Consider the following 15,127-nt stretch of genomic DNA (forward strand, 5'->3'; position numbering starts at 1 on the left):
CGGGGAGAGCGGGCATCCGGCGCGGCCCCCGCGGCGGGGGCGGCGGGCGGCGGGCGTGGGGCATGGCTCCTCCTGGTCATGTCCTTGGACCAGGGACCGTCAGCGGCGTTTGCCGCGGTTGCGGTGAGCCCCATCACCGGCACGCTCGGCGCGCGCCGTCATTGTGCCCGAAAGATCGCCACAACAGACATACCTTGGAGCACCGAACGGTGCCTTTTCGGACGGCCGGACGGCCACCGGGAGAGCCGCCCCCGTCATCGGTGGGGCGTCCGTGCGGGGCAGCCGGGAGGACACCGTGGCGGTGCGCAGGGACGGAGCCACGCGGAGGTGCGGCTTCGCACGGAGCATGTTCGGGTCCGGGCTCGGTGCGGTCGGCCGGGTGGTCGCGGCGGAAACGTTCCGGCGGATCGGCAGCGACACCAAGGCGATTCCGGCGGGCTCCGTTCCCCACCCGTCGTATGGCGTTCGGCACCTGGACAGCGGGCGGCTGTCGACGTGCTCGCTTCACCGCTGGAGGCTGCGAATTTTATCCAGCACTGACACTCATGCCATGCTCGGCATCGGTCGGCCATTTCCAAGAGCTTCTAACCGATGCGAGCTCGGCCGGAAACTTCCTATGTGGCCAGAATGCCGCCCCGTACGCGGGTTGTCTGACTCTGCCTTGTGTGCGCGGGTTGCATGGTGTGCCCGAAACCTGACCGCGCCCGGCCAGGCAATCTGCCGGGCCCTGCCGTAGTTTTGGGTTGACGGTGCGTGAAGTGGCGATCTAGTCTCGTGGAAGGTTTTTACGGTCTTGATCATCAAGCATCGGCTGTCGCCGCTGAGAATGCCTCAGCCGCCTCTGGCCCCGGTGGCGTTCCAGTTATTGTGGCCGACGCGGGCGAGTTGAGCACAGCACCGTTCAGAGCTTGAGTGTGCTACGGGGGTTCACGGAATGGAATGCGCCACAGAAAGAGCAGCGGACGACGCGGAAACCGGCGTAGCCGGGAGGCTGTCGCCCTGTAGGCGGGCTGCTCTGTCCGGTGGTCGAAGAGTCATTTCCACGGGCAGAACTCGCTCCTGATTCATTCGTTTCGGTCTATGTGACCGGTGGCGGTCTCCCACGCTTTCCTCAGCTGCTGCTGGTTCCGGATGCCTGAGGGCTCCCCTTGGCGGTGAAGCCCGGTATCCGTCCTTTGGATTCGACCGTTGATGTGCGGCCGTGCGGCCGGCGCACGAGTTTCCGGTGTCATTTACCCCGCCCCTTTGAGCGTGATGGCATTCATCCCGGTTGCTCGTTATTTTCTACGCTCGGTCGAGTCAGGTTCCTGGCGATGCGCAACGGTATCTGAAAACGAATAGAGTTGACGTACTCGAGGTGACGATGAAATTTGGTGTGCTCGGTCCCTTGGAAGTGAAATTAGATGCGGGAACCATGGCGCTGGGCGGCATCAAGCCGCGAGCCCTGCTCGGTTATCTGCTCCTGAACCCCAATCGCGTGGTGTCGACCACGCAGTTATTGAGTGTTATCTGGGCCGGGAATGAGCCGCCCCTGTCGGCGCGCAAGATACTGCAGAACGCCGTGTCGCATCTGCGGAGTGCTCTCAGCTCCCATGGCGCGGCGATCCCGGGCGAGGGTGCCCTTCTCACTCAGGCACCCGGTTACACGCTCTCCCTGGACGAGGATCTGCTGGACCTGCGCATGTTCCAGCGCCTCGCGGACGAAGGCCGCCGTCAGCTGGCTGCCGGCAAGCCGGAGGACGCCTCCTCGCTGCTGGGCGAGGCACTCGCTCTGTGGCGGGGCCCGGTACTCGCGGACCTGGCCGAGGCCGGAATCGTCTGGCCTGAGATGGACATCATCGCGAACTCCCGCCTGGACACCTTCGAGGACTTTTTCGAAGCGGAGATCGCCTGTGGCCGGCATCAGCAGATTCTCAGTCAGCTCGAGGAGGTGGCCAACGGCGACAATTTACGGGAGCGTGCCTGCAGACAGCTGATGCTCGCTCTCTACCGAAGCGGGCGCCAGGTGGACGCTCTGGAGTTCTACGGGCGGGTCAGGACCACCCTGACCGAGGAGTTCGGCTTGGAGCCCGGCCGGGATCTGCAGGAGCTTCAGCAGGCGATCCTCACCCACGATGCCTCGCTGATGGACGGCCAGAGACTGGGGCTCGCGTCGACGGGCGACATGCCCGTGACGCCGTCTCACCATCCGGAAGGGCCGGGCGCACCTTTGGAGCGGGATCCGGTCTCGCCAGCGACCTCGACCAGCCTGCTCGCCGTGCGCTGGCATCGGCAGACGCTGTGCACAGCCGAGCAGGAGGCGGCGGATCAGCGGTATCTGCTGGACCGGGTGCGGACCGAAGTCCTCCGTTTCGGCGGTGTCCTGGTCGAGGCGGAATCGCCCGGGCTCATCCTCGCCCGTTTCACCACAGAGGCCGGCGCCGACGACTGCGCCCAGCGCGCCGTCCTCGCCGCTTTGGGCCTGCGCACCCTCGGGGCCACCGAGTTCGACGCGGGACCGGGTGGTCCGCCGATCTCCGTGTGCGTGCTGACCGGGGAGGACAACCGGCCCCAAGCGGCCGGCGAAACCGCGAGCCGGTACCGCGAACTCGTCGCCCGATGCACGGAGTTGCTGGCAACCGTACCGGTCTACGAGACCTATGTGTGCCGGACCACCCGCCTGGGCGCCGGGACGGCGGCCTCCTTCTCCGCCGTGGCCGGTCATGAGTCGTCTGCCTGGCGTCTCCTGAAGGGCAGCGCCGGGGACAGCTTTGTGGTCCTTGAACGCGAGACCGAACTCGACCTGCTGTGGACGCTGGCGGGACACGTCAGGAAGCGTTCCCGGGCCCACCTCGTCACCGTGGTCGGAGAACCCGGCGTGGGAAAGACCCAGTTGGTCATGGCGTTCGAAGAACGCCTTCGGCGCGAGCGGACCGATGTGACGTTCTTGATGGGTGGGCTCCACTCGGCGTCGGAGCCGTCCGATCCGCTGGCCGTCCCCTCAGGGGTACTCGCCTCCTTTCTGGGTGGGTTCCAGCCGGGGGAGACGTGGGAGACCAGCTTGTCGAGACTGAGGGAAGCCGTTTCACGGACCGTGGCGGACGGCAATACCGCCGACATGGTCGGGCATCTGACGCGTCTGCTTCCGGGCGGCCCTGGGAGCGCGGACCCGGTTGCGGACACCCTGGCCGCCTGGCAGACGCTGCTGGAGAGCATCGCGGACGACCGACCCCTGATCGTCGCCATGGACAACCTCGAGCAGGCCAGCGACGAGGTCCTCGACTTCGTCGAGATGCTGGCTGAGACCGCGACGGCCAAGCCGCTCTTGCTGATAGCAATCGCCCGACCGGAGCTGCTGCGGCGACGGCCCACCTGGGGAGGCGGCAGGCGCCGGGCGTCCACGATCCATCTCGATCCGCTGTCCGATGCCGCTCTCGACGATCTGTGGGGCATCATCCTGTCTTCCGTGGACACCGAGCTGAAGCAACGCGTGCACCTTTTCCTCGACACGCTGCCTCCCGCTCTGCGGACCAGTCCGTGTCTACGTCGAGGCTTTGTGCGCATGGCCCTGTTGCTGACGCCCTGGCGGCGAGCGGTGGGCGCTCCCCTGCAATTCCATCGCTCCATTCCGCACGAGATGCCCTTGTGGAGGCTGCCGGTCACCGGCTGATGAGCGGGTCTTGAGTTGTCTTGTGGCCTCCTGCGTATTCCGTTTCGAGTGGCGGCCCGGCCGTGGCGGGGCCGGTGGATCGCGGTCTCCGCGGGGTGGGCGACAACAGGCTCACGCCGGCCGGTGTGCCGCGGATCCGGCGGGCGTTCGGCCCTGTGCCCCAGTGGACCCGGGTCTGTGTCCGGTGCCGCCCGGTGCCCCGCGGCGCGGCTTCGCCTGCGTCCGGCACGGTGGATCCTGTTCGGCGCGATGAACACCGCCACGGACGAGGTGGTCGGGAAACTCTCCGCGTGGCACCGGGCTTTCTCCGGACCGGCTCAGGAGCAGCCGGCCTGATCCTCAGTCGGTCCGGAAGCGGTTGATGGCGTCGAGGTGCTTGGCGCGCATCTCCTCGTCGCGCACGCCCAGGCCTTCCTCGGGGGCCAGGCACAGGACGCCGACCTTGCCCTGGTGGAGGTTGCGGTGCACGTCGTAGGCGGCCTGGCCGGTCTCTTCCAGGGAGTAGACCTTCGACAGGGTGGGGTGGATCTTGCCCTTCGCGATCAGCCGGTTGGCCTCCCAGGCCTCGCGGTAGTTGGCGAAGTGCGAGCCGATGATCCGCTTCAGCGACATCCACAGGTAGCGGTTGTCGTACTCGTGGTTGTAGCCCGAGGTGGAGGCGCAGGTGACGATGGTGCCGCCCTTGCGGGTGACGTAGACCGAGGCGCCGAAGGTCTCGCGGCCCGGGTGCTCGAAGACGATGTCGACGTCCTCGCCGCCGGTGAGTTCGCGGATGCGCTTGCCGAAGCGCTTCCACTCCTTCGGGTCCTGCTCGTGCTCGTTCTTCCAGAACTTGTAGTCCTCGGCGTTGCGGTCGATGATCGCCTCGGCGCCCATGGACCGGCAGATCTCCGCCTTCTGCGGGGAGGACACGACACAGATCGGGTTGGCGCCGCCGGCCAGTGCGAACTGGGTGGCGTAGGAGCCGAGTCCGCCGCTCGCGCCCCAGATGAGCACGTTGTCGCCCTGCTTCATGCCGGCGCCGTTGCGGGAGACCAGCTGCCGGTAGGCGGTGGAGTTGACCAGGCCCGGGGCGGCGGCCTCCTCCCAGCTGAGGTGGTTCGGCTTCGGCATCAGCTGGTTGGACTTGACCAGCGCGATCTCGGCGAGCCCGCCGAAGTTGGTCTCGAAGCCCCAGATCCGCTGCTCGGGGTCGAGCATGGTGTCGTTGTGGCCGTCGGACGACTCCAGCTCCACGGACAGGCAGTGCGCGACGACCTCGTCACCGGGCTTCCAGGCGTTGACGCCGGGGCCGGTGCGCAGGACCACGCCCGCGAGGTCGGAGCCGATGATGTGGTACGGCAGGTCGTGCCGCTTGGTGAGGTCGGTGAGCCGGCCGTAGCGCTCCAGGAACCCGAAGGTCGGCAGCGGCTCGAAGATCGAGGTCCAGACCGAGTTGTAGTTGACGCTCGATGCCATGACGGCGACCAGGGCCTCGCCCGGGCCCAGCTCGGGCAGGGCCACCTCGTCGAGGTGGGTGGACTTGCGCGGGTCCTTGTCGCGGGTCTCCAGACCCGCGAACATCTCCGTCTCGTCCTTGTGCACGGTGATCGCGCGGTACGACTCCGGGAGGGGCAGGGCGGCGAAGTCGGCCGGCGTCGAGTCCGGCGACTGGATCGCGTCGAGAATGGCCTGAGTGGTCACGGTGTTGCCTCCGGCGATGCGCACACTGGGGGAGGGGCGGGGAGGGTTCGCAGGTGCTGCGACGAGTGCCGCTGAGGGGCTTCGAAGGAAGCCGTCAGCTCTTGCGAGGCCAGACGAACTGCCGGTCCAGGTAGGCGATGTGATGCAGCCATCCCAAACCATCCGCCTCACCGGCTCCGGCCAGGTCCTCGCTCAGCAGCTCGGCGAGCACCGGATCCACGACCACGCGTCGGTGACCCGCGGTGAGGACGGTCCGCAGGTGTTCCTGGAGAGCGCCGAGGGCGCCTGCCGCGGCCATGCCCCGCAGCGTCTCCCCGGACAGCAGCAGCGGATAGAGCACGACATGCACCTCGTTCCCCTCCGGGGAGGTGCAGGCGACGGGAGCGAGCGGCGCCATGGCGGGGACCGGAGCCCAGCGCGTGACGAGACCCGCCAGCGCCTCGTCGTCCAGGACGGCGAGCGACGGATCGATCCCACGCAGTGCCGCGGCATCGGCGAGGTGGCTGACATAGGCCACCGTGTCGGACCGGTCCACCTCACTGGACGGCGTGATCGGCACGCCGAAGTCCCTGACCTCGTCATCGGCGACAGCCGCGGGGGTCCCCGTGAGGAACTGCACAAGATGCACGGCATCCTGCGCACGAATGATCCGCGCCAGGCTCCGTAGCGCCGTTTCCAGGCGGTCGATCTCGTCATCGGTCACGTACACGGACGGCTGGAAACGAAGCGTGCTGGTGGCGCTGGCGGTCGGCAGCGCACGGATACCGTGCTGGTGCAGAAGGTAGCCGGACAGGGCGTAACCGAAGGTACCCGCGAGGAAACGGTCGCGGATGACGGGGGAAGCCGCCGTCGACTGCTCGGCGAACTCCAGCCCGGTGAACAGCCCTGTGCCGCGCGCCTCCTTGAGGACGTCCGGGAACTCCGACTGCACCCGGCGCAGTGCGCTCAGCAGCCGCTCGCCGCGCTCCGACGCCAGCCGGTAGGCCAGGCCGTCGTCCGCTTCGAGCATCTCCAGCACCCGCAGTGCGACGGCCGAGGAGAGACTGTCTTTGGCGAAGGTCGAGCTGTGCACCAGCTCGAACTGCGGGCGGTACCGGGATTCACGTACCAGCACGACGGCCGTTTTCGTGATGCCACCGCTGAGGCTCTTCGCGAGTGCGTAGAAGTCGCCGTGCAGATCTATGTGAGCACTGGCGAAGAACGTGCCGGTGCGCCCCACACCCGTTTGGATTTCGTCCACGATGAGGGAGCACTTGAGCTCGGCACACACATCCTGGATGACGCGCGCGAACTCCCGCGTCAGGATGCGCACACCACCCTCTCCTTGAATCGGTTCGACGAGGAAGGCGGTGAACGTGGGGAATTCACGCTCCCGGACGGATACGATCCCGTCGCGGACGACCGGCTCCAGCAGGACCGTTCGTTCCGCCTCCACGACGGCCCGCAGCGCTGCCTCGTCGCCGATCGGAACGAATCGGCACTGGGCCGACAGATTCTGGAACGGGGTGCGGAAATCAGGGTTGTGGGTGAGCTGGACGCTGCCCATGAGCTTGCCGTGGAAGCCGCCCTGCAGGGCGAGAAACAGTGGCTGCCGGGACACCGCCTGTGCGTTGACCGCGGTCACCCGCTCGAGCAGGGCGTCCAGGCTCTCGTCGTCGGCGATCGCGGCACCCGCCGCGTGGGCGGCGACCGCGGCCTGCGTGCTGTGCTCCAGTTCCGTCATGAGGTCACGCAGACGCAGGACGCGGTCCAGCTCGGCGTGCTTGGCCGCGACCTCGATCGCTTCGGCGCCGCTGTTGGCGAACGTGCACGAATAGGTCTGGTCCGGCTCCAGCTCGCGCTGTGCGATCTCGTTCAGCTTGGTCGCCACGGCGCTGGCCGCGGGGTGTTGGGAGAACTGTGCCAGGATCGGGGTCTCCGACTCCAGATGTGCCTTGGCAGCGGCCGTGATGTCCGGGTGATGATGCCCGAAAATGAGTGAGCCGTATCCGCCCACCATGTCCAGAACTGGTACTTCCGCACCGTCCTCGGTGCTACGGAAAAGCGTGTTTCCCTTGGCGCGGGAGTACCTGACGTCAATTCCGAAAGTGCCGAGTACATTGCGCAGGAACGGCTCGGCGAGTTCAACGGGGGTGGTCGTCATGACGCCCTTTCGGGAATTGGGACGCTGATGGGTCCGGAGCGACGGCGCCTGGCACTCGATCGCCATCCGGTAAGCCGGTGCAGCAGATTACTGCCGTTGCCGTGACGGGCAGCCATATGGGACCCATCGGAAACTCACCGGACAGTAATCCGGCACGGTGCGCAGCAAGTTACTGGTGCTGGGATACGTTCGGAGCGAATCCAGGCTCCGGCGCGCGCGAGCAGTCACCAGCCGGCCGCGTGCTGAGCCTCGCAGGGAGGAGTCCCACTGTATGGCCACACAGGAAGAGCTCGTCGACTACTTGAAGTGGGTGACAGCCGACCTTCAGAAGACCCGGCAAAGGGTCAAGGAACTGGAGGAGGCAAAGGACGAGCCCGTGGCCATCGTCGGGATGGCGTGCCGACTGCCGGGTGATGTCCGCGGCCCCGAGGATCTCTGGCGGTTGGTCGCCGAAGGGCGGGACGCCATCGGGGCCGCGCCCACCGACCGAGGCTGGGATCTGGACGGCCGTTTCGACGACGACCCGGACAGCGTGGGCAAGACCTACGTACGCGAGGGAGGATTCCTCGAAGGGGCTACGAAGTTCGACGCCGAGTTCTTCGGGATATCCGACCGCGAAGCCACCGCGATGGATCCGCAGCAACGCCTCCTGCTGGAGGTCGGCTGGGAGGCGTTGGAGCGGGCTGGCATCGACCCGGCATCACTGAAGGACGGACGTACCGGAGTCTTCGTCGGTGTGGCGGGTCAGAGCTACATCGCTGTGGACGGCTGGCCCGAGGAGTTCGAGGGCTACCTGATGACGGGCGCCCTCGGGGCCGCGGCCTCCGGCCGCATCGCCTACACCCTCGGCCTTCAGGGCCCCGCCATCACCGTCGACACCGCCTGCTCGTCGTCGCTCGTGGCTCTGCATCTGGCCGCCAACGCCCTGCGTCGCGGTGAATGCACGCTCGCCCTGGCCGGTGGTGCCACAGTGGCCGGCACCATGATCGGCCAGGTCGACTTCTCCCGCCAGCGCGGTCTGGCGAGGGATGGCCGGTGCAAGCCTTTCGCCGCCGAGGCGGACGGACTCGGCTGGGGCGAGGGCGCCGGCGTGGTCGTGCTGGAGAGGCTCTCCGACGCGCGACGCAGCGGGCACGAGGTCCTGGCGATCGTACGAGGCTCGGCCGTCAACCAGGACGGCGCCTCCAACGGCCTGACCGCGCCGAGCGGTCCGGCCCAGCAGAAGGTCATCCGCCAGGCCCTCGAGGACGCACAGCTGTCCCCCTCCGACGTCGACGCCGTCGAGGCACACGGGACGGGAACCAAACTGGGCGACCCGATCGAAGCGCAGGCGCTTCTCGCGGTGTACGGACGCCACCGGGCGTCCGGCGAGCCGCTGTGGCTGGGATCGGTGAAGTCGAACATCGGCCACGCCATGGCGGCCGCCGGTGTCGCCGGAGTCATCAAGACGGTCGAGGCACTGCGTCGGGGTGTACTGGCGAAGAGTCTGCACAGTGCGACGCCGACGCCGTTGGTGAACTGGGAGAGCGGAGATGTCCGGCTCCTCCAGGAGTCCCGGCCGTGGCCGCGGACGGGCGCTCCCCGGCGGGCCGCGATCTCCGGCTTCGGTGTCAGCGGCACCAATGCCCACGTCATCCTCGAGCAGGCTCCGCCGGTGGACCGTCCGGCGGCGGAGGACCGCCCCGAAGACCGGGTCCGCAATCCGGGGGCGGTCCCGGCGCTGCTGTCGGCAGCCGGGGCGGAAGCCCTGCGCGAGCAGGCCCGGCGCCTGCACACGCACCTGGAAGCCGATCCGGACGCCGACGTCCTGGACGTGGCCTTCTCCCTGGCGACTACCAGGGCGGTGCTCAAGCACCGTGCGGCCGTCGTCGCGGAGGACCGGGAAACCCTGCTGAAGGGCCTTCGCGCACTGGCGGACGGGACGCCGCGGGGCCCGCAGGGCATCGTGGACGCCAGGCCCGTCACCGCGTTCGTCTTCAGCGGCCAGGGCGCGCAGTACGTGGGCATGGGCCGCGAACTGTGCGAGCGCTTCCCCGAGTTCCGTACGACGTTCGAGACCGTCTGCGCCGCTTTCGAACCGTATCTCGACCGCCCGCTGCTGGAGGTCGTCCTCGAAGGTGACGGCGAACTGCTTCACCAGGCACGCTACGGGCAGCCGGCCATGTTCGCCCTGCAGACGGCGCTGCACCGGCTTCTCCAGCACCTCGGAGTCAGGCCGGACGCCGTCACCGGTCATTCGCTCGGTGAACTCTCCGCTGCTCATGCCGCCGGAGTGCTGGAACTCGCGGACGCCGTCGTACTCGTCGCGGCACGCGGCAGGCTGATGGGCGAACTCCCCACCGACGGCGCCATGATCGCCGTCGAGGCGAACGAGGCCGAGGTCCGCCCCCTGCTACGCGGCCACGAGTCCCTGGCCAGCGTGGCCGCGGTCAACTCCGGCAACTCCGTGGTCGTCTCGGGGGACGAGCGAACCGTGCTCGACATCGCCGACACCTTCACCGCACGCGGCCGTAAGGCGAAGCGCCTCACCACGACGCACGCGGGTCACTCGCCGAAGATCGACGGAATGCTGGAGGAGTTCCGGAGGGTCGCCGAGACGGTCACCTACCACGACCCCGTCCTGGGCTTCGTCTCGACCGTCACCGGACGACAGGCCGACGGCTCGGTCGTCGCCACACCGGAGTACTGGGTCCGCAACCTGCGCGAAACCGTCCGCTTCCATCAGGCCGTCGACACACTGCGGGAAACCGGGACGACGACCTTTGTCGAAGTCGGCCTCGACGCCGTCCTCACCCCGGTCATCGAGGAACCGGGCGCGCTTTCGCTGCTGCGCCGCAAGGTCCCCGACCTGACGGCGCTCACCACAGCGCTCGCCACGCTGCACACCCAGGGCCTGGCCATCGACTGGCGGCTCTTCTACGAGTCCACCGGAGCCGCGCGAGTCGACCTGCCGACGTACGCCTTCCAGCCCCGGCGCTTCTGGCTCGACCACCACCGCCACACCACCGACCTCGGCTCCCTGGGACTCCAGACCACCGAGCACCCGCTCCTGGGCGCCGCGGTGTCCCTCGCGGGTTCCGACAGCGTCGTGTTCAGCGGCAGGATCTCCGTCCGCTCGCACCCCTGGCTCGCCGGTCACATGTCCGACGGCGTGCCGGTCGTTCCCGATGCGGCCCTGGTGGAGATGGGCGTCCGGGCCGGTGACGAGGTGGGCTGCACGGTGCTGGAGCGGTTGGTCGTCGACGTCCCCGTCACCCTGCCCGCCGAAGGCGCCCTCGACCTCCAGGTCCTGGTCTCGGAGCCGGACGAGGCCGGCCGGCGGACGCTCGGCATCCACTCCCGACCGCACGGCAGCGAAGGACAGTGGACGAGACATGCCTTCGGTGACCTCACCGCGATGAGCGGCGAGCGGCCGTTCACCCTGGCCGCCTGGCCGCCGCCGGACGTGGTCCACGTCGAGATACCCGGTACCGCCTGGGCGGGCCGGCGCGATGACGAGACGTACGCGTCGCTCGAACTGCCCGAGGACGCCCGCTCGGATGCGGCGCTCTACGGCATCCACCCCGCTCTGCTGGACGCGGCCGCCCGCATCGACGGCGGCGGCACCGTGACCGGGTCCGAGTGGCACGGTGTGCGTCTGCACGCGTCCGGCGCACCCGCGCTGCGGGCTCGCGTGGCTCGGGCGGCGGGTGGCGACCTCTCCCTCCGGCTCGCCGACGAGACCGGGAAGCCGGTGCTGAGCGTGCGCTCCCTCGTGCTCCCGAGCGACCCCGCCGAACGGGTGCGGCACGCCCGGACACGCACCCACGACAGCCTGTTCCACATCCGCTGGACGCCGCTCGCGTGGGCCGAGGAGAGCACCGAGCTGCGGTGGGGGACTCTGGGACAGGAAGCGGCTACCACGCTCCCGGGAGCGCCGCGCTTCCCCACGGTGAGCGATGTGGCCGCGGGGACGGAGGTCGACGCGGTTCTCCTGGAGGCCGCGCCCGACAGCCTCGCGGACCCCGCCGCCACGGCGGGTGCCGTCACCGCGCACGTGCTCGACGTCCTGCAGCAGTGGCTCGCCGACGACCGACTGGCCGATGCCAAGCTGGTCATCCTCAGCCGAGGCGCGGTCTCCGTGGACGGCGCCACACCCGATGTCGGGCTGGCGCCGGTGTGGGGACTGGTCCGGTCCGCCCAGGAGGAGAACCCAGGCCGCATCGTCCTGGTCGACGTGGAACCCACCGCCGACGCCACCGCCGCACTCACCGCCGCTGCCCTGTCGGACGAGCCCCAGCTGGCAGTCCGGGACGGACACGCGTACGTGCCACGCATGGTGCGGGCGTCGCCGCCCCGATCCAGCGCCGAGCAGCGGCCGGCACTCCCCGGTACCGCACGGCCGTCCATGGCTGAGGGCACCGTCCTGATCACCGGCGGCACCGGCTCCCTGGGCGCGTTGGTCGCCAGGCATCTCGTCAGCGCGTACCAAGTCCGTCACCTGCTGCTGCTGAGCAGGAGCGGCCCCACGGCAGCGGGAGCCGACGAACTGCGTGCGGAGCTGCTCCGGCTCGGCGCGCACGACGTCACCGTTCTCGGCTGCGATGTCGCGGACCGGGAGGAGGTGGCGGCGGCGCTGGCACGGATCCCGGCCGAACGTCCGCTGACCGCCGTGTTCCACACCGCGGGCGCGGTCCAGGACGGTGTCATCTCCGCCCTCGGCGCCGAACACCTGGCACGCGTACTGCGGCCCAAGGCGGAGGCCGCCTGGCACCTGCACGAACTCACCCGCGACGTGGACCTGTCGGCCTTCGTGCTGTTCTCGTCCATCGCCGGAGTCCTCGGCAGCCCCGGCCAGGCCAACTACGCCGCCGCCAACGTCTTCCTGGACGCCCTCGCCGAATTCCGCGGCGCCTGCGGCCTGCCGGCGACGTCCGTGGCCTGGGGGCTGTGGGCACAGGCGAGCGGCATGCTGGGCCACCTGGACGCGCAGGATCTGCAACGCATCGCCGACAGCGGATTCCCCGCCATCGAGGCCACCGAGGGGCTGAGGATGCTCGACGCAGCCCTGGCTCTGCGCACACCCACGGTGATCGCCACCCCCGTGGATCTTCCCGTGCTGCGTGCTGGACGCGGTCCCGCGATGCCGCTGCTCCGCGGGCTGGTCCGCAAGCCCTGGCGACCCTCCGTGCGCACTGGTTCCGGCGCGGTGGACTCGCTCGAGCGGCACCTTGAGACGCTGCCCGAGGCGGAGCGCCGGGACTTCGTGCTCGGATGGGTGCGCGAGGAAATCGCTGCCACGGTGGGACGGGAATCGGGTGACGACATCGGCGAGCACCAGGCGTTCGCCGAACTGGGCTTCGACTCCCTGATGTCGGTCACCCTCCGGAACCGGCTGGCTTCGGCGGTCACCGGCGCTCTGCCGGCGTCTCTGGTCTTCGATCACCCCACCCCTGCCCGCCTCACCGACTACCTCCTGACCCGGACCACCGTGCAGATCGACTTCCCGGCGGAGGTCCGGCTCGCCGACGACATCCGTCCTGCCGACGAGTGCGTACGGTGCGCACCCGATCCCGCACACGTGCTGCTCACCGGTGCGACCGGCTTCCTCGGCGCGTTCCTGCTGCGTGAACTGCTGGAGAAGACCACAGCCACGGTCCACTGCCTGGTCCGTGGCGACAACCCGGACCACGCACGCGAGCGTCTGATGCAGAACCTCGACTGGTACGGCGTGGCGGACCGGCTCGACCACGACCGGATCGTCGTGGTCCAGGCCGACCTCGCCCAGCCCCGGCTAGGACTGGACAGCTCGCGCTTCGACGAACTGGCACGCCTGGTGGACGTCGTCTATCACGCCGGGGCGGAGGTCAACTGGGTGCGGTCGTACGCTTCGCTCAAGGCCACCAACGTCTCCGGTACCGAGGAACTGCTGCGCCTGGCCGCCGCCTCTCGCACCGTACCGCTCCACTATGTCTCCACCACCGGTGTCTTCCTGTCGGCGAACGCCGACGGCACGCCGCTGAAGCCGATCGGCGTCACCGGCCCCGCGGAGCAGCTGTCCAACGGCTACCGGCAGAGCAAATGGGTGGCGGAAGGCCTGGTGGGGCTGGCACGGGAGCGCGGCCTGCCCGTCACGGTCCACCGGGTCGACCTGATCGCAGGCGACCAGGAGAACGGGGCCTGCCAGACACAGGACTTCGTCTGGCTCAGCGTCAAGGGGATCGTTCAGGCGGCGGCCGCGCCGAAGGAACTGCCGGTGTCCTTCCACATGATGCCGGTGGACTACGTCGGCGCCGCCATCGTCGAGGTGTCGCGCAAGGCCGACGGAGCCGTGCCCGTCTTCCAGTACTACAACGACGACAGCGTCTCCTTCGAAGACCTCGTCGAAGTGGTGCGGTCCTACGGGTACGCCGTGGCGCCCGTCGCCCTGGCGGACTGGATCGAAACGGTGAGGTCGGACGAGGGGAACGCCATCGCCCCGCTTCTGGACAACTACGAATACGCGCAGTCGGGCGACGGCTGGCGGGACATCTACCCCCGTATCGACACCAGCGACACCGTGAACGCCCTGGAGGGCAGCGGGATCGTATGCCCACCGCTCACGCCCGAACTCCTGCGGACCTACATGGACTTCTTCGTGCGCACTGGGTATTTCCCCGCTCTCGCGGAGTCCGAGGCCGCTTGAGGTCCCTGATATCCGGACCGCCACCCCGTACCAGCACCTGCGCTCAATGAACAGTGGAGTCTGACATGACCGGCAACACCATCTCGAACAGCGAACTGGTGAAGGCACTCCGGACGGCCCTGAAGGACAACGAAGAACTGTCCCGGGAACGCGACGAGCTGGTGGCAGCCGCTCACGAGCCGATTGCCATTGTGGGTGCGGGATGCCGGTTCCCGGGCGGGGTGGACTCGCCCGAGGGCCTGTGGTCCCTGGTGGAGCGGGGTGTGGATGCCTCGGGTGAGTTCCCGCAGGACCGGGGCTGGGACGTGGAGGATCTGTACGACCCGGATCCGGAGGCGTCGGGGAAGTCGTACACGCGTCGTGGGGGTTTCCTCTACGAGGCCGCGGATTTCGATGCGGGGTTCTTCGGGATCTCGCCGCGTGAGGCGCTGGCGATGGATCCGCAGCAGCGACTGGTGCTGGAGACGTCGTGGGAGGCGCTGGAGCGGGCGGGCATCGATCCGCACACCCTGCGCGGCAGCGACACCAGCGTCTTCATCGGAGGAGGCGTGCAGGGATACGGTCCCTCCCTGCTCGCCGCCGACAGCGGCACCGAGGGCTACGGCCTCACCGGTACGACGAGCAGTGTGTTGTCGGGGCGGGTGGCGTATGTGCTGGGGCTGGAGGGCGCTGCCGTGTCGGTGGACACGGCGTGTTCCTCGTCGCTGGTCGCGATGCACCTGGCGGTGGCGGCACTGCGCCGCGGCGAGTGCGCGATGGCCCTGGCGGGCGGTGTGACCGTCATGTCGACCCCCTCGACATTCGTCGAGTTCTCACGGCAGCGGGGACTGTCCGCCGACGGCCGGTGCAGGTCCTTCTCCGACGACGCCGACGGAACCGGCTGGGCGGAGGGCGCGGGGGTGCTCGTGCTGGAACGGCTCTCGGACGCACGCCGGCTCGGTCACCGGGTGTCAGCGGTGATCAGAGGATCCGCGGTCAACCAGGACGG

At 68.9% G+C, this 15,127-nt stretch carries 5 protein-coding genes and 1 riboswitch; of the genes, 3 read left to right on the forward strand and 2 right to left on the reverse strand.

Annotation, left to right across the window (positions count from 1 at the left end; genetic code table 11):
• Positions 1-83: 83 nt before the first annotated feature.
• Positions 84-147, reverse strand: a riboswitch (Fluoride riboswitch).
• A 1,216-nt stretch (positions 148-1,363) separates the two neighbouring features.
• Positions 1,364-3,649: a BTAD domain-containing putative transcriptional regulator gene (locus AB0N16_RS40190; protein ID WP_365805779.1), complete on the forward strand. Its 2,286-nt coding sequence runs from the start codon at positions 1,364-1,366 to the stop codon at positions 3,647-3,649.
• Between the two features lie 339 nt (positions 3,650-3,988).
• Here the strand turns inward: AB0N16_RS40190 and ccrA are convergent, their stop codons facing one another.
• Both ccrA and AB0N16_RS40200 read right to left on the reverse strand, forming a co-directional pair.
• The gene (gene ccrA, locus AB0N16_RS40195; RefSeq protein ID WP_365805771.1) at positions 3,989-5,332 is read right to left on the reverse strand and encodes a crotonyl-CoA carboxylase/reductase; all 1,344 of its coding nucleotides are present in this window, start codon (positions 5,330-5,332) and stop codon (positions 3,989-3,991) included.
• Positions 5,333-5,426: 94 nt separating this feature from the next.
• Positions 5,427-7,475, reverse strand: a complete 2,049-nt coding sequence (locus AB0N16_RS40200) for an aminotransferase class III-fold pyridoxal phosphate-dependent enzyme (RefSeq protein ID WP_365805773.1) — start codon at positions 7,473-7,475, stop codon at positions 5,427-5,429.
• 271 nt (positions 7,476-7,746) lie between these two features.
• Between AB0N16_RS40200 and AB0N16_RS40205 the strand changes: the two genes are divergently transcribed.
• Both AB0N16_RS40205 and AB0N16_RS40210 read left to right on the forward strand, forming a co-directional pair.
• On the forward strand, positions 7,747-14,139 hold the full coding sequence (locus AB0N16_RS40205) for a thioester reductase domain-containing protein (RefSeq protein ID WP_365805775.1): 6,393 nt from the start codon (positions 7,747-7,749) through the stop codon (positions 14,137-14,139).
• Between the two features lie 65 nt (positions 14,140-14,204).
• The coding region (locus AB0N16_RS40210; protein ID WP_365805777.1) for a polyketide synthase at positions 14,205-15,127 on the forward strand (923 nt) is incomplete at its 3' end.

It is taken from the genome of Streptomyces sp. NPDC051105, assembly GCF_040682795.1.
In the GTDB taxonomy this organism is placed as follows: domain Bacteria; phylum Actinomycetota; class Actinomycetes; order Streptomycetales; family Streptomycetaceae; genus Streptomyces.

Coding starts and splice junctions, on each gene's coding strand:
- AB0N16_RS40190 (WP_365805779.1), top strand. CDS start 1,364: ATGAAATTTGGTGTGCTCGGTCCCTTGGAAGTGAAATTAGATGCGGGA.
- AB0N16_RS40200 (WP_365805773.1), bottom strand. CDS start 7,475: ATGACGACCACCCCCGTTGAACTCGCCGAGCCGTTCCTGCGCAATGTA.
- AB0N16_RS40205 (WP_365805775.1), top strand. CDS start 7,747: ATGGCCACACAGGAAGAGCTCGTCGACTACTTGAAGTGGGTGACAGCC.